Origin of the sequence: Glutamicibacter uratoxydans (genome assembly GCF_050753455.1) — a bacterium.
GTDB lineage: Bacteria > Actinomycetota > Actinomycetes > Actinomycetales > Micrococcaceae > Glutamicibacter > Glutamicibacter uratoxydans_A.
Genome location: NZ_CP192736.1, coordinates 2,049,927 through 2,070,129 on the forward strand (window position 1 = coordinate 2,049,927; position 20,203 = coordinate 2,070,129).

Below are 20,203 nucleotides of genomic sequence, written 5' to 3' on the forward strand. Positions count from 1 at the left end.
TAAGCAGGGTATGAATTCACCAACAGAACATAGCGAAGTGCAGTGGAAAGAAATTCTCAGCCCACAAGAGTTTCACGTACTGCGTGAGGCCGGGACCGAACGCCCCTTCACCGGAGAATACTGGGACACCACCACCGAGGGCGTCTACGCTTGCCGGGCTTGCGGGGAAGAGCTTTTTGCCAGCACCACCAAGTTCGATGCCAACTGTGGCTGGCCATCCTTCTTCGCCCCACTGGCGGAGGATCGGGTGCGTTACATTACCGATAATTCGCTAGGGATGAAGCGCATCGAGGTACGTTGTGCGAACTGTGATTCGCATATGGGTCACGTGTTCGAAGGCGAAGGGTTTAGCACTCCCACCGACCTGCGGTATTGCATTAACTCACTCTCGCTGAAACTTCGGCCCGTCGAAGGCTAACAGCCCATGAGGGTCCTGGGGTGCTATGAACCATTTGCCTAAGACTTACTTATGCAACATTCATGGAGCATGACCTTTGCTTGTTTTGCGGCGTAGCGTGGTTACTAACTGACCACCGGTCCTACCGCAACATTAGAGGTGAAAACGATGACCCAGACCCCAGTAAACCGGCAGATGAACGGCTCCGAGCTAATCGAATCGCCGGCATGGCTTTCGCTTAAGTCCGCCGCGACCAGCTTCCAGGCGCTTCAGCAGAAAAACGGCTCACTCGCCGATGCTGAGCAACTGGAAACCGGCCGCGCGCTGCTTGCCGAAATTATTGAGGCCATCGAGACGCTCAGCCCCCAGTTCCCGCACGATGCCGACTATCTGCGTAGGCTCGTTGCAGACTTACAGCGGTGGAGCGACGAAGGTCTAGGGGTACCAGATTTCCTAGATTCGTTGCTCGAATTCCAGCCGCAGACGCAACGTGAAGACGGGCTGATGCATCTGGTCGTCTTCCCCATGTATACGCAGAACGGATCGACCAACCGCCACCTTGAAGCGGTGTTGGTGCAAGTGATGTGGCCAGACTTCATCGCCGAATTGGAAGCCGGCCAGTACTCCAACGCCCTGTTTGTGCCGCTGCGATTCTTGGACTTCACCGCAGGCTATGACACCAACTCCGCGGTGCTCTTCCCCGAATCGGTAGCGATCCGCGAAACTCCGAGTTTCACCTGGGGAGCTATCTTCCAGGATCGCGAGGCCGTACGTTTCCGCAAGGTACTCAAAGAGGCTGCAGCCATTACCAATCTGCAGCTTCCGGCCGAAGCGGCAGAACTCCTAGAGAATCAGCAGCTAACCGAAGAAACCTTCATCCTGTGGGACCTGATCCACGACCGCACTCACATGCGCGGAGACCTGCCCTTCGACCCCTTTATGATCAAACAGCGGATGCCGTTCTTCCTCTATTCACTGGAAGAGCTACGCTGCGATTTGACCGCCTTCCGTGAGTGCGTGAAGCTCGCGCAGGACCCGCAAACCGATGAGCACACCCGCAAGAACGCGAAGCTCGTGCAATACGCCGTGGTCTTTGACCGAATCTTCCGCTTTGCGATCACCGGCAACCGGGTGCGTAACTACGACGGGCTAGGCGGACAGCTTCTTTTCGCTTGGTTGCACCAAAACCACGTGCTGCACTGGACCGACACCAAACTGAGCATTGATTGGGATGAAGTTGCCGAGGTCGTCTGTGCACTCGGGGACGCGATTGACCAACTGTACTGGCGGTCGATTGATCGCCCGAAGCTGGCCCATTGGTTGGCCGCTTACGAGCTCATCTCCTCCACACTCACCCCACACCCAGCCTCGGTCTGGGCTAAGGGGCCAGCAGCCTTGCCATTGACCGCACCACTACGTGAAATTACCGATCAGGTAATGGACGACGAATTTCCGCTGTCGATGTTCTACGAAGCACTAGAAAAGAAGATGCGCCAAACCATCGAGTCCACTCGGGGCATGTATGGCGCAAGTAACGTCTAGGCTCGGAGGTATGGAACAAACTCTTACAACTCCACGAACCGTCCTACTGGCCGGTGCCACCTCCGCTGCCGGTGTGGCCATCACGCGCGCCCTGATGCGTCAGGGCGCGCAGGTTCTGGCCGTGGGTTCAAACCAGCAACGCCTTGACGACAAACTTAGTTTCGCTACCGCTCGGTTCGAAGCGGATTTGGGGGATGAAACACAAGTTCAAGACTTGGCGCAGCGGGTGCATGCGACGCAGGGCCGAATCGACGCACTGCTGCATCTGGTCGGTGGCTGGCGTGGCGGAAAGGGGATCCCCGGGCAAACTGATGCGGATTACCAATTTCTGCATCGCTCGGTAATGACCACCCTGCGCCACACCACCAAGGTCTTCTATCAGGACTTGCTCGACTCCCCCGCCGGTCGGCTGGGTATCGTCAGCTCACAGGCGGTGAGCACACCCACCCCGTCAAACGCCAACTACGGCGCAGTCAAAGCCGCCGCAGAATTCTGGGTGCAGGCGATAGCGCGTGACTTTTCCAAACAAGCCCCACAGGCCGCGGCGAGTATCTGGGTGGTCAAGGCCCTCACCGACCAGCGCCCGCAGGCGCCGGGGAGCAAACTTGCCGGATTTACTCACGTGGACGAACTGGCGGCGGCAGCCTGTGAGCTGCTGCATGCCGACCCCGCCCACGTCAACGGTGAACGCATAGTGCTGCCAGGCCTGGAATAGACTTGAAAACACGGCTGTAGCCGTAGCGAGAACACTCTCTTCACCGCTGCCGCCTTGCCCATATTTATCTCTGTCGAAAGATGAAGGAATTCCCGCCCATGAGCTTGAGCCACGACAGCACCGTCCGCGGATTCGCTTCCGATAACTATTCGGGGGTTCATCCCGAGATTCTGCAGGCCATTGACCGGGCCAATGGTGGCCACCAAAGTGCTTACGGGGATGATTACTACACCGCCGAACTCGATCAGCTCGCGCAACGAACTTTCGGGTCTCAGGCCGCAATTTTCCCGGTTTTTAACGGCACCGGAGCCAATGTCATCGCCCTGCAGTCACTGCTGCCACGTTGGGGTGCGGTGATTTGTGCGGCTAGCGCACATATTAACGTCGATGAAAACGGCGCACCAGAACGCATCGGCGGAATGAAGCTGCTTCCGGTAGAAACCCCCGATGGCAAGCTCACCCCGGAACTGCTCGACCGGGAAGCTTGGGGTTGGGGCGATGAACACCGCGCCCAACCGTTGGCGGTGTCGATCACCCAGGCCACCGAGTTGGGGACCCTCTATACCCCGCAAGAGATTGAAGCTCTCAGCGCGCACGCCCATTCCAAGGGCATGCGCGTGCATCTGGACGGTTCGCGTCTCGGTAATGCCGCGGCCGCTCTGGGTGTCTCGTTACGCGCACTGACCACCGACGTCGGAGTAGATATCGTCTCGCTCGGCGGCACCAAGAACGGCATGCTTTTAGGTGAAGGCGTACTCACGCTCCACACCGAACTGGCCGCGGATATGAAGTACTTGCGCAAGATGAACATGCAATTGGGCAGCAAGATGCGCTTCATTTCGGCGCAATTGCTCGAATTGTATGGCACCGATCTCTGGCACCGCTCCGCATCGCATTCCAACGCCATGGCCGCACAGTTGGCCCAGGCCGTCCGGCAGAGCGAGGGGGCCGAACTCGTCTATCCGGTGCAGGCCAACGCGGTTTTCGCTAAGCTTCCGAACGAGGTTGCGGATCGGCTTCGGGAAAAGTTCCGTTTCTATGATTGGGACCGCGTCGCCGGGCATGTCCGCTGGATGTGCTCCTTTGACACCACCGAGGCCGATGTATTGGCCTTCAGTGCAGCCCTGCGTGAGGAATTGACCAGCTACCACGGGAAATAGGGCCATTCGGCGTGCCGTAACACACTGCGGCTCTGGGGGCGTTTTAGACTCGAATCGTGATCCACGAGCAACAACGTCCCCAGGTTCCGCAGGCGTTCACTCAAGCCTTGACGGAACTTTCGCATGCCAAGGTGCGCGAGGAATTAAGTATTGTGGAGATCCCCGCCCCGCAACGTTTAGCACCCTTTGCCCTGGCACTGAGCGGTGAAGTCAGCGCCAAATCGGGGCAGGGACATGGCGACTACGGGCAGGAATTTACGCAGACCCCGTTTTTGAATGCCGATCAGGATCTGGCTACCGGGCGTTTTGTTCTGCTTTACGACCCGGCCAGTCAGGACCTCTGGAACGGAAACTTCCGCGTCGTAACCTACATCCGAGCCCGACTGGAAGAAGAAATGGGTCAAGATGCGATGCTCGGCGCGGTGGCTTGGAGCTGGTTTGAGGAGGCGCTGCGCGGACGCCATGCCCAGTACCATTCGGCCGGCGGCACCGCCACCCGGGTCATCTCCGAATCCTTTGGCCAAATGGCCAGCGATGAAGCTCAGGTCGACATCGAGCTACGCGTCTCTTGGTCCCCGGCCAGTGGCGAACTAGGTTCCCACTTGAGTGCGTGGGCCGATATGGTGTGTATTTTTGCGGGCTTGCCACCGCTGCCGGACGGGGTACAGCAACTGCCGATGCGGCGGCTACGCTGAATTTCCGACGCTCAGACTTATGATGGAAAGATCATGAGCAGTCCTGACATCGAATCCCCAGAACCAGCCCTCGTCGAACTAAATACCCCCAGTGAGGGTACCCCGGAGGTCATCAACACCGCCCCAGGGCTGGAACGCGCGGTACGTAGCCTACAGTCCGGGCACGGCGATCTGGCCGTGGACACCGAACGAGCTAGTGGTTTCCGGTACGGGCAGCGCGCCTTTCTAATTCAAATCCGGCGCGAAGGCGCCGGCACCTGGTTGCTGGACCCCGAAGAGTTGGACTCACTGGCCCCCTTGGCCGATTTCGTCAATCACGAACCCTGGGTATTGCATGCGGCTAGTCAAGATCTTCCGTGTTTGGACGACGAAGGGCTGCGCCCAACGGCACTTTTTGATACCGAGCTCGCCGGACGGCTGGCCGGGTACCCGCGCGTGGCGCTGGGCACCATGGTCGCCGAACACCTGAACCTAAAATTAGCCAAGGAACATTCTGCCGTGGACTGGTCCACCCGTCCACTGCCCGAATCTTGGCTGAATTATGCGGCGCTCGACGTCGAGGTGCTGCTGCAACTGCGTGACCGTCTGAGCGAGGTACTTGATGAGCAGCAGAAACTAGAGTTCGCCCAGCAGGAGTTCGAATACCTTTTGAACGCTCCAGCCCCTGAGCCGGCCGCCGAGCCGTGGCGTCGACTCTCGGGCATTCACAAACTTAAAAACCGTCGCGCCATGGCTGTGGCCCGTGAACTTTGGCTAGCCCGTGAGGCCCTCGCCAAATCCCGAGACGTCGCCCCGGGACGGTTGCTCTCTGATGCGGCGATCATGGTCGCAGTGGAACATCTTCCCAGCTCGGTGCCGCAGCTATTGCAGACCCGTGGCTTCCATGGACGCAGCGCCAAACGCGATGCGCCACGCTGGCTCGATGCCATTTCGCGCGGCAAAGCTAGCAGAGATTTGCCGCAATTGCGCGCGGTGGGTAATTCGATGCCCAACCCGCGGGCTTGGACCGAAAAGAATCCGCAGGCTGCCGACCGCTTGGGCGCGGCAAAGATGGTGGTCACCGAGGTGGCTGAGCAATGGAATATTCCGGGTGAGAACCTACTAACCCCCAAGTACCTGCGGCAGCTCAGCTGGGAGCCGCCGCAGAGCATTTCCACGCACTCGCTCGATGAAGCCTTAGCCGAACTCGGCGCCCGCCCATGGCAACGCGATCTTTTGGCGGCAAAACTGGCGGCGGTCTTCAGCAAGTAGCTGCGCCTGAAGTTACCCGGTCTGGCTACCCGCTTCCGTGCCCGCGTAACTGCCGGCACCTCAGTGCGTGAGGTAGCGCACTTGCACTTCAAGTTACCGCTTAGTAACCTATGTTGTGGGTCACATACCCCTGTCTTTCCGACTTTCGGAGCAGCGGAACACAACAAGGAGCCACAACGGTGAGTACTCAGGACTCGAAAGTGCACTCGACGCTCGACGCCCGCGATGTCGTCTTCATCGACGGTGTTCGCACCCCCTTCGGCAAAGCCGGAGACAAAGGGATCTATCACGGCATGCGCGCCGATGATCTGGCCGTGAAAACGGTTCGTGAACTCTTACGCCGCAACCCGAATCTCCCGGCCGAGCGGGTGGATGAAGTCGCCATCGCCGCAACCACCCAAACCGGTGATCAGGGCTTGACGATCGGCCGCACCGTCGGACTGCTTTCTGGACTCCCTAAGTCAGTGCCGGGTTACGCCATCGACCGGATGTGCGCCGGAGCCATGACAGCGGTCACCTCTACCGCCGGCGGGATCGCCTTTGGCGCCTACGACGTGGTCATCGCTGGCGGCGTCGAACATATGGGTAATCACCCGATGGGTGCCGGCGCGGACCCGAACCCGCGCTTCCTGGCCGAAAAAATTGTTGACCCGCAGGCGCTGAACATGGGCAATACCGCCGAACATCTCCACGACCGGTTCCCACAAATCACCAAGGAGCGTGCGGATCGATACGCTGTGGCCAGCCAGCAGAAGCTCGCCGCCGCCTATGCCGCCGAGCAGATCCAGCCGGACCTCGTTCCGGTGGCGGCCCGTCGTCCCGGGGAAGGATGGAAGTTCCATGTCGCCGATGAGCCACCCCGTCCGGGAACCACGCTGGACGATCTGGCCAAGCTGCGCACCCCATTCCGCGCCCATGGACGAGTTACCGCGGGCAACGCTGCGGGGCTGAACGATGGGGCCACCGCAGCGCTGCTCACGAGCGCTGAAGCGGCTACAGAACTAGGGTTAGAACCAAAAATGCGCATGGTTTCCTTTGCCTTTGCCGGAGTGGAACCAGAAGTCATGGGTTACGGACCCGTACCGGCCACCGAGAAAGCCTTGGCCAAAGCCGGATTGCAGATTTCGGATATCGGTCTATTTGAAATCAACGAGGCCTTCGCGGTGCAGGTTCTTTCATTCCTGGATTATTTCGGCATCGATCAAGATGACCCTCGCATCAACCGTTACGGCGGGGCCATCGCTACCGGCCACCCGTTGGCTTCCTCCGGGGTTCGGCTCATGACCCAGTTGGCGCGCCAATTCGCCGAGGACCACACGGTACGTTATGGCATCACCACCATGTGCATCGGACTGGGCATGGGTGGCACGGTCATTTGGGAGAACCCACATCACGAAGACTTCGGGACCAAGGCTTAGGAGCAGGACTATGACACAGGATTTTTCGGCGGTTGCCGCGTTGATGAAAAACGAGATCATCACCCATACCCTCGTGGAGGAAGTACAGCTACCGAGCGGGAAAAAGTTGGTGCTGCTCACCCTGGATAACGGGTTAGACCACAAGAAACCCACCACGTTGGGCCCGAACTCCCTGCTGGAACTGCGTGAGGTGCTCACTGGGCTGCAACAGCGCGCCTCCAACGGCGAGTTCGATGCGCTAGCGATCACCGGCAAACCCTTCTTCTTGATCGCCGGCGCGGACTTATCAGCGGTGACGAGCCTGTCCAGCGCCGCCGATGCGCGCGCCATGGCCGCTCTGGGACATGCCACCTATGACCTACTGGCGGATCTGGGAGTGCCCACCTTCAGTTTCATTAACGGTCTGGCTCTCGGAGGCGGACTAGAAATCGCTCTGGCCTGCACCTATCGCACCGTCTCCAGCACCGCCGGCGCGCTGGGACTACCGGAGTCCTACCTTGGCCTGATCCCTGGCTGGGGTGGCATCTACCGACTGCCGCGCCTCATTGGCCCAGAAGCGGGGTTGCAGGTCATCATCGAAAACCCTTGGAATAACAACCGGACACTCTCCGGGGCGGCGGCCTACAAATTAGGTGTGGCCGATGCCCTCTTCGAGCCGGCCGACTTCCTCGAACAATCGCTACTGTTCACCGATGCGGTGCTCACCGGAGCGCACAAGGTCAATCGTCCGAATGCGGTCGATGACACCGACCCTGCGGTTGCCGAGCGTTTTGTGGCCGCCGCAGACGCTGCTGCTAGCTTTGTTGAGGCGAAGGTTTCCGGTGCCGCACCGGCTCCCTACAAAGCGCTCGAGGTTTTCCGCGCCGGGATTGGCAAGTCCCAGAAGCATTCGGCAGAGCTAGAAATCGATGCGCTCACCGAGTTGATGGCCACCAAGGAATTCCACAACACCATCTACGGTTTCCTCGATTTGGTGCAGCGTCGCTCCAAGCGTCCTGCCGGAGCCCCGGATGCCAAATTGGCTCGCCCGGTGACTAAGGTCGGGGTGGTGGGCGCCGGGTTGATGGCTAGCCAGCTGGCCCTCTTGTTTGTGCGTCGGCTGAATGTCCCGGTTGTGCTCACCGATTTGGATCAGCGACGTATCGATCAGGGCTTGGACTACATCCGGGGAGAACTCGACAAGCAGCTTGCTAAGGGCCGGATGAGTCAGGACGCGGTAAACCGGGCCAAGGCACTGGTCAGCGGCTCGGTGACCAAAGATGCCTTCGCCGACGCCGACTTCGTCATCGAGGCGGTCTTTGAAGAACTGTCGGTGAAGAAGCAAGTGTTTGCCGAGGTGGAAGCCGTGGTCAGTCCCGAGTGCATCCTGGCGACCAACACCTCCTCGCTTTCGGTGACCGAAATGGGTCGCGATCTCAAGCACCCCGAACGCTTGGTAGGGTTCCATTTCTTCAACCCGGTCGCGGTCATGCCGTTACTGGAGATCGCGGGCACCGAATGGACCAACGAGTCCACGCTATCCACCGCTTTTGTGTTGGGTAAGGCACTGCGCAAAACCTGCGTGCGTACCACCGATTCGGCAGCTTTCGTCGTCAACCGGGTGCTCTTGCGCCTGATGAGCGAGGTGCAAGCCGCGTTCGATGAAGGAACCGAGGCGCAGGTGGCCGATACCGCTCTGCAGCCCATGGGACTGCCGATGACCCCGTTCACCTTGCTGGCCATGGTTGGTCTGCCGGTGGCGCAGCATGTCAACGAGTCGCTCCATGCGGCATTCGGGGAGCGTTTCATCGTATCGGCGAATCTGCAGGCGCTAATCGATAACCAGATTAAGGCGCTGTGGGTGAAAGACGACTCCGGAACCGCGATCATCGACCCGGCGGCCATGGCAGTGATGAGCTTCGGTGATTCTCCCTCGACCAAGGAACAGCTGCTCACCCGAGTGCAGGATGCCCTAGCCCAGGAGATCGGTTTGCTGCTGGCCGAGGGTGTGGTGCAAGAACCTCAGGACGTGGATCTGTGTATGATCACCGGTGCTGGCTGGCCATTGCACCTGGGTGGAATCACTCCGTATCTGGATCAGGTCGGAGCCTCGGAACGCATCAACGGAAAGAAGTTCCACAGCTAGCCTGTCCCGGCACTAGCGATCTCAGGCATCCGGTGTGGGCGGCTCAGTTCGTCTCACACCGGATGCTTTACGCTAGTCACAGGATTCTCTGCCAGAATAGAAGACATGACTCAAGCCTCTCTGCCCGCTCGTCGAACCGTCATGTGTGCCGCCACCTTATTGGGCGCCACGGCCACGCTCACCGCCTGTGGCAATGGAGAATCCGCGGCTCCGATTAATACCCCGGCTCCGATCCCCGAACCAACCGGTGAAGGTCAAGTAGTTCTGGAAGCCGAGCAGCTTCCGGTGCTTTCTCGGGCACAGGTGGCCGCCAAAAATCCGGATAATGGGCGCGACGTCGGGGTCTTGCTGTTCCGCAAGGATGAGCAAACAGTGCTGGCCTACTCAAATATTTGCACCCATCAGGGGTGTGCGGTGGGTGTGAAATCACCGTCGAAGGATGATTTCTACTGTGCGTGCCATGCTTCGCATTTCGAACCAGAAGGTGGCACTGCCACCGCCGGTCCGGCGCAGGCTGCGCTGACACGTTATGCCTGCAGCATTGAAGACGGGAACATCCTCGTCTACATCCCCGCCGGTGAGGCTTAATACCTTTAGTCTGTACGACAATAAACCGGCCACTGCGCGAAGGTTCCGCCCTTTCGCGCAGTGGCCGGTTACGTTGGTGAGGAACGCGGCCTAGAAGAGGGCTACCCGTTGCGGCGTCGGGAAGATTTCATCCATATCAGCGCGTTCCTGCTCGGTGGGTACCCAACGCACCGCCGCGGCGTTAACGACCACCTGCTCAGCTTTTGTCGCCCCGGCGATGACCGAGGCCACCGGCTGTTGCGCGGCCAGCCAGGAAAACGCCAGCTCTACCGGGCTGAGTTCACGTTCGGCGGCAAACTGCGCAAATTTCTCCAGCTGAGCAAAATCGCTGGTTTCCACCAGGTGCTGCCGAGCGTGCGTGAGTCGGCTGCCTTGTGGGGCGTGACCCTTGCGGTATTTGCCGGTCAATAGGCCGTTAGCCAGCGGGAAATACGGAAGGACGCCCAGCCCAAATTCGCGCGCCGCAGGAAGCACCTCAAGTTCCGCGCGACGGTCGATTAGGTTGTAGTGGTTCTGCGCCGAGATAAACCGTTCGGTCCCTAATTCGCGAGCCACGTATTCTGCCTGCGCAATCTGCCATCCGCTTCGGTTAGAGTGCCCGATGTAGCGCACCTTTCCGGAGCTAACCAGGCTATCCAGCGCGCTTAGGGTCTCCTCGATCGGAGTGTTCGGATCCGGGGTATGGAATTGATAGAGGTCGATGTAATCGGTATTCAGCCGACGCAGCGAAGCCTCCAAGGCACGCACGATGTAACGCCGTGAACCACGTGCCGAGAAATCGGCTCCGTTGACCCCGCCCATATCCATACCGAATTTGGTGGCGAGAATGACCTCTTCGCGGCGTTTACCCAGCGCCTGTCCCAGCCGTTCTTCGGAGAGGCCCGCTTCCTTACCGTACACATCGGCCACGTCGAAGAGCGTAATTCCGGCTTCTAGGGCGGCATTGACCACCGCATCGGTCCCGGCCTGCGACTCGGTGGCAGTTCCGGCGCGGCCCAGATTATTGCAGCCTAATCCCACCACCGATACGCTTAGCCCACTGCGTCCCAATTGCCGAAATTCCATGCCAACCCCTAATCAACTAGCGTTCGTAGCACCGGTGGAACCCGGTGTCCCCCACCAACTTATCTGGTGTGGGGTGAGTTGCGACTATTTATCGTCAAGATTCACTACATTGCATATTTATCCATTAGACTGTTTGTATGTCTAAAGTCCTCACCAATCTCCCTGTTGGCGAACGCGTCGGCATCGCCTTCTCCGGCGGCCTTGACACCTCCGTCGCCGTTGCTTGGATGCGTCACAATGGTGCCATCCCTTACACCTACACCGGTGATCTCGGTCAGTATGATGAACCGAATATCGATGCCGTACCTGGCCGCGCTCTGGAATACGGCGCCGAAGCCTCGCGCCTTGTGGACTGCAAGCCCGCCTTGGTTGAGGAGGGCTTCGCTGCCCTAGCCTGCGGCGCCTTCCACATTCGTTCCGGCGGTAAGTCCTACTTCAACACCACCCCGCTCGGTCGCGTCGTAACCGGCACCCTGCTGGTTCGTGCGATGCGCGAAGATGGCGTGGATATCTGGGGCGACGGCTCGACCTACAAGGGTAACGACATCGAGCGTTTCTACCGCTACGGTCTGATGGCCAATCCGCGCCTGCACATCTACAAGCCATGGCTTGACCCGAACTTCGTGCAGGAACTGGGTGGACGTCAGGAAATGAGTGAGTGGATGGTGGCCCACGGCTTCCCATACCGCGACTCGGCTGAAAAGGCTTACTCCACCGACGCCAACATCTGGGGTGCCACGCACGAAGCGAAGACCTTGGAACTGCTGGACACCTCGCTGGAGTCCGTCGAACCAATTATGGGCGTCAAGTTCTGGGACGAATCAGTCCAGATCAAGAGTGAAGACGTGTCGATCACCTTCGAAGCTGGCCGTCCAGTGGCCATCAACGGCCAGGAATTCGACAGCGCCGTAGCTCTGGTCAACGAGGCAAACATCATCGGTGGCCGTCACGGTCTGGGCATGAGCGATCAGATCGAAAACCGTATCATCGAAGCTAAGTCCCGTGGCATCTACGAAGCACCGGGCATGGCTTTGCTGTTCATCGCTTATGAACGTCTGGTCAACGCGATCCACAATGAAGACACCGTGGCCAGCTACCACAACGAAGGCCGACGTTTGGGTCGCTTGATGTACGAAGGCCGTTGGCTGGATCCGCAGTCGTTGATGCTGCGTGAGTCGATCCAGCGTTGGATCGGTTCAGCGATCACCGGTACCGTGACCCTGCGTCTGCGTCGCGGCGATGACTACACCATCCTGGACACCACCGGCGATAACCTGAGCTACCACCCGGACAAGCTGTCGATGGAACGCGTCGGGGATGCAGCCTTCGGCCCGCTGGACCGTATCGGCCAGCTGACCATGCGTAACCTGGACATTGCCGATTCCCGCGGCCGTTTGGAACAGTACGCCACCATGGGTCTGGTCGGTGGACACACCGCGGATCTGGTGGGTGCACTGGAAAGCGGTGGCGCCGAAGCTATTGCGGATGTCGCACCGGTCGACGGCGAGGAGCTCGCTCAGGACCGCATCATCGAAAGCGCCGCTTTCGATGCCGGAACCGACTAAGCACTTACCCGCCCGGTAGTACAAAACCCTGACTTTCTCGTGAAAGTCAGGGTTTTTGCTTTGTCCGTAACGGCCGGAGCGCTCTGCCGTCAGTGCTTGGCTCAGTCCACGGTACGCAAACTAGTTCGTGTTCTCCCAGCCGTTGAGCACCGCTAGGGACTGCAGAGCGAGCATGAAACCGATGAGCGAAATCATCCGCAGTGAACCATGAATGATCCGGCCTGCCCGGGTTTCACGGCTGGGCAAGTTGAACACTTCATCGGCCAACCAGGTAATCAACGTCGTCAGGGTGCCGATCAACGCTTTTTGTTCTTCGGGTAGATTCATCATGCGGGCCAGCCCAAGCCCCAGAGCGACTCCCACCAAAACCAGAGCGGTGGTCAGCATCCCTTGGCGCCAAGAGGTAAAACCCCAGCGTCGCAGAAGGCGACGCCAAGTGAATTTCTTGTCTTCCATCTGTGGCTTACCTAGCGCTAGATGAGCGTGAGGAGCGCGCGAACCGAGACGGTGAAGCCGATGAGCGCCACCAGCTTCAGAGCTAAGCGGATCCACCCCTGTGTTCGAAGGCTTCGCGAGGTAAAGCTCACCCCGTGTTCCACCACCCACGCACCGATACTAATGAACACACCGACCAAAGCCAGCTGTGCCGTAGGCAGGTTGAGAATCGAACTGAGCCCCACCCCCAAAATCACCCCGATGCTGGCCTGAAAAACTAGGTGCATGGGGGTGCGGCTTTGCCCCATCCGCGATTCCCGTCGTGCATCCTTTGCCTCGGGGGTGTTACTCGGCTCCATGACTCCTCTTCATTTCAAGCGTTATCGGTTCCTGGCGGTCGTGCAGCAGATCGGGTTTACTGCAGTGCGAAAGGCTTCGCTGGCAAGGGATGGACAACCTTAGCCTGCTCCAGACCGGCATACGGGGCGGTGGCGATGGTCATCTTCGTAAAGTCCAGTTTGGCTTCGCGAATGCAGATCTTGATCGCGTTGACCGCCAGCTTTGGGGCCGGGGTCAGAATGCGCAGATTCAACTTGAACCGCGCGAAATCGGTGGATTCCACGGTACCTAGCCCGCGCCACGCCAGATGCGCGGTCAATGCATCGCTGGCCTTATGTTCGAGGTAGCGGTCGCGCTCGGTACCTTCGGCGCTTTTCAGCGCATACTGCACAATCACCCACGACTGTTCCTCATCCGGGATCTGCGCGAAACCGTCTAGTTCACAGGTCTGGCTGAATCCTGCGAACAGTTCATCGGCCCGTTCCATATCCACGTCCTGCACCGAACTGGTCTTGGACTGATGCCCCACCAAACCATGATTGATGACAAACTGTCCGAGGTCTTCATTTTCGAACTGCTGATACCAAGCCTCACGAAATTCAAGCTGGTTCTTGTGGTTGGTGCGATAGGTGCGAATGATCGCCATCGTGGTGGTCCTTTTTCGGTAGCTTCAATCTTGCAGGTGCAGTTGGCTGGCCCAGTCGAGCCAATGTCTGCGGAATTCTGGGTTGAACGGTGCGCTATTTTCATGCACGCGCCCTAAGAGTTCGAGGGCTTGGGCACGCATAGACTCCTGCAGCGCGGCGGGATACCCCATGGATTGCGTGTGCGCGGCGAATTCGTCCTCATCGTCAAGGAAGACACCGCGACTGGTGGACCGGATGACATCCAAGTCCATGTCGATGGAGTTCACTTCCCAGCCGCCAGCCGGCAGACGCTTCCAACCGATCTGGGTCGAGACATCGAGGTAAATGTCGATGTCCTCCCCCGGCGCGCCATAGAAGGTGCCCACCCATTCCCCGGAACGAGGCACAAGACAGAGCGCATCGGTAGCCGCGAGAAAAGCATGTCCGGGGCGGCTAACTAGGGACCCTTGGGGCTGGTAGATCCACTGGCCGTGTTCATCGGATCCCAGCAGGAACCCGGGAACCACCCAGTGCGCACGGCCATCGTACTTCCACGCGCGGGCCACAACCAGTTCACCGGCTGTGGCCGACTCCGGTGTGCGTGGCAACCCCTGGGGGCAGTGTTGTGCGCTCACAGCTTGGGAATCTGACCGGTGGGTAGCTCTTGGCCCGGTAGCGGGCGGGCGAAAGGCACCTTCGTTCCCAGCACCTGGGCTAGCGTGTCCTGAGCGACCTGCTGGGCGGTTAATCCCACGCGCTGAAGAACTTCCTCGCGTGTCCCGTGCGCGAGGAACTCGGTAGGCAGACCCACCTCGTTCAGTGCGGTGTCCACTCCAGCGGCACGCATTTCGGTGCGTAATCGCGAACCGATGCCACCGGCGCGCACCCCATCTTCGATGCATACTACGATGCGGTGCCGGGCGGCGAGGGAAACCACCGCTTGCGGGATGGGCAGGACCCAGCGCGGATCCACAACGGTCACCGAGACACCTTGGCTGTTTAGCCGCTGTGCCACATCCAAGGAGAGCTCACTCATCGCTCCCACGGACACGATCAGTACGTCCGGGGCCGCCCGGTCCCCGAGTCGGGCCAGCACGTCCACCCCGCCAGGTAGCTGGTCAATGGCCTCAACTTCAGGTCCTACCGAGCCCTTGGAGAAACGCACCACGCTCGGCGCGTCTTCAATGGCCAGCGCCTCACGCAGTTCCTCCCGCAGCCGGGTGGCATCGCGTGGTGCGGCTAGGTGCAGGTTCGGGATGATCTGAGTTAACGCCATATCCCACATGCCGTGGTGGCTTGGACCATCTGGGCCGGTCACCCCGGCACGATCCAGCACAATGGTCACCCCGGCCTTGTGCAGCGCCACGTCCATGAGCAGCTGGTCAAAGGCACGGTTAAGGAAGGTGGCGTACACGCACACCACCGGATGTAGCCCACCAAAGGCGAGTCCAGCGGCGGTGGTCATGGCGTGTTGTTCGGCGATACCAACGTCGATGACGCGTTCTGGGAAGGCATCGGCCATCTTTTTCAACCCGACCGGCTGTAGCATCGCACCGGTAATCGCGACAATATCTTCCCGCTCGGAGGCGACTTGGGCGATTTCCTCGCCGAAGACGCTGGTCCAGGATTGTGCGCCGGGGAGGCTGACCGGGGTGCCGGTTTGCGGGTCGATCACGCCTACCGCGTGGAACTGGTCCGCTTCGTCGCTGACCGCTGGGGCGTACCCGTGCCCCTTTTCGGTCAGCGCGTGCACCAGCACCGGTCCGGCGAACTGACGAGCCTGCACCAGGGCCTCTTCCACCGCGGCCTGGTTATGCCCATCGATCGGGCCAATGTACTTCAAACCAAGATCTTCGAATAGTCCTTGCGGGGCCCACCAATCCTTGAGGCCTTTTTTGGTGGCGTGCAAGGATTTGTAGGCAAACTTACCCACTGGCCCGGAGTACTTGAGTTTCTCCTTGAGCTTATCCATGGCGTCTTCGTAAGCCGGGTGGGTGCGCATCTTATCCAAGCGCTGGCGCAGCCCGGACAGTTGGTTGGCCAGCCCACCGATCGTCGGGGCGTAGGAGCGTCCATTGTCGTTCACCACGATGACCGCTTTACGATCCTTGTCGGCAGCGATGTTATTTACCGCTTCCCAAGCCATCCCACCGGTCAGTGCGCCGTCGCCAACCAGAGCCACCGCATAGCGCTCGTTCTCCCCGTTGAGCGCATAGGCACGGGAAATCCCGTCTACCCAAGACAGTGAGGAGGAAGCATGCGAAGATTCGACGATGTCGTGTTCCGATTCGCCCCGGTCCGGGTACCCCGACAGGCCGTCCTTCTGCCGCAAGGTGGAAAAGTTCTGTCGGCCGGTCACCAACTTGTGCACATAGGACTGATGCCCGGTATCAAAAACGATGGAGTCCGTCGGGGAATCAAAAACCCGATGAATACCTAAGGTTAGTTCCACAACCCCGAGGTTCGGGCCCAAGTGTCCGCCGGTGCGAGCCACGTTGTCAACCAAAAAATGGCGGATTTCTTCGGCGAGCTCTTCAAGCTGTTCGAGGGTTAGCGCCCGCAAATCGGCAGGCTTCTTGATGGTCTTAAGTAAAGACACGTTCATCCCCTTCACATACTCGCCCAATATCGGACCGGTAAAGTCCATGCGAAACCCTAAGTCTAACGGTCTCACGAACCCCTTATATTATCCGCCACGGGCTCCCCCGACGGCGAATTTGTTGGCCATGACTTTAACTACCTTGGACGCAGTCCTGCAACTGCCCTGCGCACCACAGTAGCAATGGTGGTTGGATACACAGGGGTGAAAGGAGCTAACGGTAGGTGTGGATGGTTCCTCCGTAGCCTTCTGGAAGTCCCCGACCGCTGGCCCATCCGGCAAGCACCTCGTAGGCCTGTGCCAAGGTCAAGGCCTGCGCATCGGGAATCGGGGCGTCTGGCGCGCTGGAGAGCCTGTCGGGCTCAGCGCTGGCACCGATGCGCATGTTGTAGGCGTTTCCGGCGGTGATGATCGCCAGTTCCACGGTGAAGGTTCCGTCCTCCAGCCACAAACCTTGCGCATATTTCGTGACCGGTTCGTCGTCCTCAATTTGATACCGCGACTGATGTTGTGCGGTTAGCGCCAATACGTCGGCTATTTGGGCAATAGTCTTTAGCGGCTCCCAGTCGTTACAGTCATGGACAAGCCAATACAGTTCGTCTACTGGTTCCTCGGCGAGCATCAGTTGGTTCAGCTCTTGGGCGGAGTACCAATCCCGCGGTGTCGCAAGGAGCCGTTCAGCCACGGCAGCAATCTCATGTTCCATGCTGCCAAGCTATCGCAGGACACCGACAGCTCGGCGCCCAAGCCTGGCCCTGACCGGCACGGCGGAAACCCACGGCTGGTTGCAATGGTCGGTGAACCTGCCCAACCGCGCCAAAAACATCCAGTGCGGCCCAAGTTTCGCGATGACAGTAAGCAATTTTCGGCATTAAACGCCTCAAGGGTCCAGAACCTATAGGTTCTGGACCCTTGAGATCTAGTTCGCTACCAGAAGGTGCGCCACCGAAGGACTAAAGCCTAGTTGGCAGCTGCGATCTGGCGAAGAACATACTGCAGGATGCCACCGTTACGGTAGTAGTCTGCTTCACCCGGGGTGTCGATGCGCAGGTCGGCGTCGAACTCGATGACCTTACCGTCTTCGGCGGTTGCGGTCACCTTCAGGGTCTTCGGGGTGGTGCCGTTGTTCAGCTCGGTCACACCGGAGATCGAGAAGACCTCGGTACCGGTCAGACCCAGCGAATCAGCGGACTCGCCCTGTGGGAACTGCAGTGGCAGAACACCCATACCGATCAGGTTCGAGCGGTGGATACGTTCGAAGGATTCGGTGATGACGGCCTTGACGCCCAGCAGTGCGGTGCCCTTGGCAGCCCAGTCACGCGAGGAGCCCGAGCCGTATTCCTTACCACCCAGAACGACCAGCGGGGTGTTGCTAGCCTTGTAGTTCTCTGCCGCGTCGTAGACATAAGCCTGCGGAGCGCCTTCCTGGGTGAAGTCGCGGGTGAAGCCGCCCTCGACGCCGTCCAGCAACTGGTTCTTGATGCGGATGTTAGCGAAGGTACCGCGGATCATGACCTCGTGGTTACCACGACGCGAGCCGTAGGAGTTGAAGTCCTTGCGATCCACACCGTTCTCAATCAGGTAGCGGCCAGCCGGAGTGTCCGACTTGAACGAACCTGCAGGTGAGATGTGGTCGGTGGTGACCGAGTCGCCCAGCTTCAGCAACACGCGGGCACCATCAATGTCCGAAACCGGCGCTGGGGTGGCGCTCATGCCTTCGAAGTATGGCGGTTTACGCACATAGGTGGAATCCTCGGCCCACTCGAAGGTGTCGCCTGCCGGGGTCTCCAGAGCCTTCCAGCGCTCATCGCCCTCGAAGACACCCTCATAACCCTTGGCGAACATCTCCTCGTCGATTGAGGAATCGATGATCTCCTGGACCTCGACCGGCGATGGCCAGATGTCCTTCAGGAAGATCTGGTTACCGGCTTCGTCGACACCTAGGGAGTCAGTTTCGAAGTCGAAGTCCATGGTACCGGCCAGGGCGTAGGCGATGACCAGTGGCGGGGAAGCCAGGTAGTTCATCTTCACGTCCGGGTTGATACGGCCTTCGAAGTTACGGTTACCGGAAAGCACCGCGGTGGCGGCCAGATCGTTGGCGTTGATGGCCTCGGAAATCTCCGCATCCAGTGGACCGGAGTTACCGATGCAGGTGGCGCAGCCGTAACCGACAACGAAGAAGCCTAGCTCCTCTAGGTAAGGAAGCAGTCCGGACTTCTCGTAGTACTCGGTCACTACCTTGGAGCCCGGTGCTACCGAAGTCTTCACCCATGGCTTGGACTTCAGGCCCTTCTTGGCGGCATTGCGGGCCAGCACAGCGGCGGCCAGCATTACCGAAGGGTTGGAGGTGTTGGTGCACGAGGTGATCGAAGCGATCGAAACCAGGCCGTGATCCAAGGTGAAGCTGGTGCCATCTTCCTTGGAAACTTCCACAGCCACCGATGGACGACCAGCGCCCTGGGTATCGGCAGTGTCGGAGACGTAGTTGTGGATGTCCTTGCGGAACTGTTCCTTGGCGCTGGAAAGCTCGATACGGTCCTGTGGACGCTTCGGGCCGGCGATGGATGGAACGACGGTGGACAGATCCAGTTCGAGGTACTCGGAGAAACGGATCTCGCGGCTTGGATCGTGCCACATGCCCTGTTCCTTGGCGTAAGCCTCGACCAGGTCGATGTTCTCCTGGCTGCGCCCAGTCAGGCGCAGGTATTCCAGGGTGACACCGTCGATGGGGAACATGGCGGCGGTGGAACCGAACTCTGGGGACATGTTGCCGATGGTTGCACGGTTAGCCAGTGGCACCTCGGCCACGCCTTCGCCGTAGAACTCAACGAACTTGCCAACCACGCCGTGCTTACGCAGCATTTCGGTGATGGTCAGCACCACGTCGGTTGCGGTCGCACCGGCTGGGATGGAACCGGAGAGCTTGAAGCCCACCACGCGTGGGATCAGCATCGAGACAGGCTGGCCAAGCATTGCGGCCTCGGCCTCAATGCCACCAACGCCCCAACCCAGAACGCCCATGCCGTTGACCATGGTGGTGTGCGAGTCGGTACCCACACAGGTGTCTGGGTAAGCGCGCACGACGCCGTTGACTTCGCGGGTCATCACGGTGCGTGCCAGGTACTCGATGTTGACCTGGTGCACAATACCGGTGCCCGGTGGGACGACCTTGAAGTCGTCGAATGCGGTCTGGCCCCAGCGCAGGAACTGGTAACGCTCACCGTTGCGCTGGTATTCGATTTCCATGTTGCGCTCGACCGCACCGGCGAAGCCGAAGGTGTCGATCTGCACCGAGTGGTCGATGACCATTTCGGCTGGTGCTAGCGGGTTCACACGAGTTGGGTCGCCACCCAGGTCCTTGACGGCTTCGCGCATGGTGGCCAAGTCAACGACACACGGAACACCGGTGAAGTCCTGCATGATCACGCGGGCCGGGGTGAACTGGATTTCGGTGTTCGGCTGAGCCGAAGCGTCCCACTGGCCAAGTGCGTTGACGTGGTCCTTAGTGATGTTGGCACCGTCTTCGGTGCGCAACAGGTTCTCCAGCAGAACCTTCAGGCTGTAGGGAAGGCTCTCGGCACCTTCAACCTTGTTCAGTCGGTAAATTTCGTATTCGGTTCCATTGACGTCAAGTACGCCCTTGGCACCGAAGCTGTCCACATTGCTCACTGGGACTCCTCTCG

General features: G+C 59.6%; 18 protein-coding genes. 10 read left to right on the forward strand and 8 right to left on the reverse strand.

Annotated features, from left to right (window positions below; translation table 11 throughout):
- Positions 1 to 10: 10 nt before the first annotated feature.
- From msrB to ACQQZ8_RS09475, 9 genes are all read left to right on the forward strand, one after another.
- Positions 11 to 418, forward strand: a complete 408-nt coding sequence (gene msrB / locus ACQQZ8_RS09435) for a peptide-methionine (R)-S-oxide reductase MsrB (RefSeq protein ID WP_431709575.1) — start codon at positions 11 to 13, stop codon at positions 416 to 418.
- Positions 419 to 565: 147 nt separating this feature from the next.
- Positions 566 to 1,939, forward strand: a complete 1,374-nt coding sequence (locus ACQQZ8_RS09440; protein WP_431709576.1) for a DUF6421 family protein — start codon at positions 566 to 568, stop codon at positions 1,937 to 1,939.
- 10 nt (positions 1,940 to 1,949) lie between these two features.
- Complete coding sequence (locus ACQQZ8_RS09445; RefSeq protein ID WP_431709577.1) at positions 1,950 to 2,654, forward strand: SDR family NAD(P)-dependent oxidoreductase; 705 nt, start codon at positions 1,950 to 1,952, stop codon at positions 2,652 to 2,654.
- A gap of 98 nt (positions 2,655 to 2,752) precedes the next feature.
- Positions 2,753 to 3,814 carry a threonine aldolase family protein gene (locus ACQQZ8_RS09450; protein WP_431709578.1) on the forward strand — a complete coding sequence of 354 codons (1,062 nt, stop codon included), beginning with the start codon at positions 2,753 to 2,755 and terminating at the stop codon, positions 3,812 to 3,814.
- A gap of 56 nt (positions 3,815 to 3,870) precedes the next feature.
- Positions 3,871 to 4,509, forward strand: coding sequence for a DUF3000 domain-containing protein (locus tag ACQQZ8_RS09455; RefSeq protein ID WP_431709579.1), 639 nt, complete (start codon positions 3,871 to 3,873; stop codon positions 4,507 to 4,509).
- 33 nt (positions 4,510 to 4,542) lie between these two features.
- Positions 4,543 to 5,760 carry an HRDC domain-containing protein gene (locus ACQQZ8_RS09460; protein WP_431709580.1) on the forward strand — a complete coding sequence of 406 codons (1,218 nt, stop codon included), beginning with the start codon at positions 4,543 to 4,545 and terminating at the stop codon, positions 5,758 to 5,760.
- A gap of 179 nt (positions 5,761 to 5,939) precedes the next feature.
- Positions 5,940 to 7,178: a thiolase family protein gene (locus tag ACQQZ8_RS09465; protein ID WP_431709581.1), complete on the forward strand. Its 1,239-nt coding sequence runs from the start codon at positions 5,940 to 5,942 to the stop codon at positions 7,176 to 7,178.
- A 10-nt stretch (positions 7,179 to 7,188) separates the two neighbouring features.
- A complete protein-coding gene (locus tag ACQQZ8_RS09470; RefSeq protein ID WP_431709582.1) occupies positions 7,189 to 9,303 on the forward strand; it encodes a 3-hydroxyacyl-CoA dehydrogenase NAD-binding domain-containing protein in 2,115 nt (704 codons plus the stop codon).
- A 105-nt stretch (positions 9,304 to 9,408) separates the two neighbouring features.
- The gene (locus ACQQZ8_RS09475; RefSeq protein WP_431709583.1) at positions 9,409 to 9,891 is read left to right on the forward strand and encodes a Rieske (2Fe-2S) protein; all 483 of its coding nucleotides are present in this window, start codon (positions 9,409 to 9,411) and stop codon (positions 9,889 to 9,891) included.
- A gap of 90 nt (positions 9,892 to 9,981) precedes the next feature.
- Here ACQQZ8_RS09475 and ACQQZ8_RS09480 read toward each other — a convergent pair whose 3' ends face one another.
- A complete protein-coding gene (locus ACQQZ8_RS09480) occupies positions 9,982 to 10,956 on the reverse strand; it encodes an aldo/keto reductase (protein WP_431709584.1) in 975 nt (324 codons plus the stop codon).
- Positions 10,957 to 11,093: 137 nt separating this feature from the next.
- Here ACQQZ8_RS09480 and argG point away from each other — a divergent pair, with 137 nt between their 5' ends.
- Positions 11,094 to 12,521 (forward strand): argininosuccinate synthase, encoded by a 1,428-nt coding sequence (gene argG / locus ACQQZ8_RS09485; protein WP_431709585.1) that lies wholly within the window; start codon positions 11,094 to 11,096, stop codon positions 12,519 to 12,521.
- 120 nt (positions 12,522 to 12,641) lie between these two features.
- Here argG and ACQQZ8_RS09490 read toward each other — a convergent pair whose 3' ends face one another.
- From ACQQZ8_RS09490 to acnA, 7 genes are all read right to left on the reverse strand, one after another.
- On the reverse strand, positions 12,642 to 12,977 hold the full coding sequence (locus tag ACQQZ8_RS09490) for a hypothetical protein (protein WP_431709586.1): 336 nt from the start codon (positions 12,975 to 12,977) through the stop codon (positions 12,642 to 12,644).
- Positions 12,978 to 12,994: 17 nt separating this feature from the next.
- The gene (locus ACQQZ8_RS09495) at positions 12,995 to 13,315 is read right to left on the reverse strand and encodes a hypothetical protein (protein WP_431709587.1); all 321 of its coding nucleotides are present in this window, start codon (positions 13,313 to 13,315) and stop codon (positions 12,995 to 12,997) included.
- A 56-nt stretch (positions 13,316 to 13,371) separates the two neighbouring features.
- Positions 13,372 to 13,941 carry a hypothetical protein gene (locus ACQQZ8_RS09500; protein ID WP_431709588.1) on the reverse strand — a complete coding sequence of 190 codons (570 nt, stop codon included), beginning with the start codon at positions 13,939 to 13,941 and terminating at the stop codon, positions 13,372 to 13,374.
- A gap of 24 nt (positions 13,942 to 13,965) precedes the next feature.
- Positions 13,966 to 14,556 (reverse strand): DUF402 domain-containing protein, encoded by a 591-nt coding sequence (locus ACQQZ8_RS09505; RefSeq protein WP_431709589.1) that lies wholly within the window; start codon positions 14,554 to 14,556, stop codon positions 13,966 to 13,968.
- Entirely contained in the window at positions 14,553 to 16,520 is a 1,968-nt protein-coding gene (dxs, locus tag ACQQZ8_RS09510) for a 1-deoxy-D-xylulose-5-phosphate synthase (RefSeq protein ID WP_431712173.1), read from the reverse strand. Before dxs ends, ACQQZ8_RS09505 begins: the two co-directional genes overlap by 4 nt.
- Positions 16,521 to 16,734: 214 nt before the next feature.
- Positions 16,735 to 17,226, reverse strand: a complete 492-nt coding sequence (locus ACQQZ8_RS09515; protein WP_431709590.1) for a hypothetical protein — start codon at positions 17,224 to 17,226, stop codon at positions 16,735 to 16,737.
- Between the two features lie 254 nt (positions 17,227 to 17,480).
- Positions 17,481 to 20,189, reverse strand: coding sequence for an aconitate hydratase AcnA (gene acnA / locus ACQQZ8_RS09520; protein WP_431709591.1), 2,709 nt, complete (start codon positions 20,187 to 20,189; stop codon positions 17,481 to 17,483).
- Between the last annotated feature and the right edge of the window lie 14 nt (positions 20,190 to 20,203).

Coding starts and splice junctions, on each gene's coding strand:
- msrB (WP_431709575.1), top strand. CDS start 11: ATGAATTCACCAACAGAACATAGCGAAGTGCAGTGGAAAGAAATTCTC.
- ACQQZ8_RS09440 (WP_431709576.1), top strand. CDS start 566: ATGACCCAGACCCCAGTAAACCGGCAGATGAACGGCTCCGAGCTAATC.
- ACQQZ8_RS09445 (WP_431709577.1), top strand. CDS start 1,950: ATGGAACAAACTCTTACAACTCCACGAACCGTCCTACTGGCCGGTGCC.
- ACQQZ8_RS09450 (WP_431709578.1), top strand. CDS start 2,753: ATGAGCTTGAGCCACGACAGCACCGTCCGCGGATTCGCTTCCGATAAC.
- ACQQZ8_RS09460 (WP_431709580.1), top strand. CDS start 4,543: ATGAGCAGTCCTGACATCGAATCCCCAGAACCAGCCCTCGTCGAACTA.
- ACQQZ8_RS09470 (WP_431709582.1), top strand. CDS start 7,189: ATGACACAGGATTTTTCGGCGGTTGCCGCGTTGATGAAAAACGAGATC.
- ACQQZ8_RS09475 (WP_431709583.1), top strand. CDS start 9,409: ATGACTCAAGCCTCTCTGCCCGCTCGTCGAACCGTCATGTGTGCCGCC.
- ACQQZ8_RS09480 (WP_431709584.1), bottom strand. CDS start 10,956: ATGGAATTTCGGCAATTGGGACGCAGTGGGCTAAGCGTATCGGTGGTG.
- argG (WP_431709585.1), top strand. CDS start 11,094: ATGTCTAAAGTCCTCACCAATCTCCCTGTTGGCGAACGCGTCGGCATC.
- ACQQZ8_RS09490 (WP_431709586.1), bottom strand. CDS start 12,977: ATGGAAGACAAGAAATTCACTTGGCGTCGCCTTCTGCGACGCTGGGGT.
- ACQQZ8_RS09495 (WP_431709587.1), bottom strand. CDS start 13,315: ATGGAGCCGAGTAACACCCCCGAGGCAAAGGATGCACGACGGGAATCG.
- ACQQZ8_RS09500 (WP_431709588.1), bottom strand. CDS start 13,941: ATGGCGATCATTCGCACCTATCGCACCAACCACAAGAACCAGCTTGAA.
- ACQQZ8_RS09515 (WP_431709590.1), bottom strand. CDS start 17,226: ATGGAACATGAGATTGCTGCCGTGGCTGAACGGCTCCTTGCGACACCG.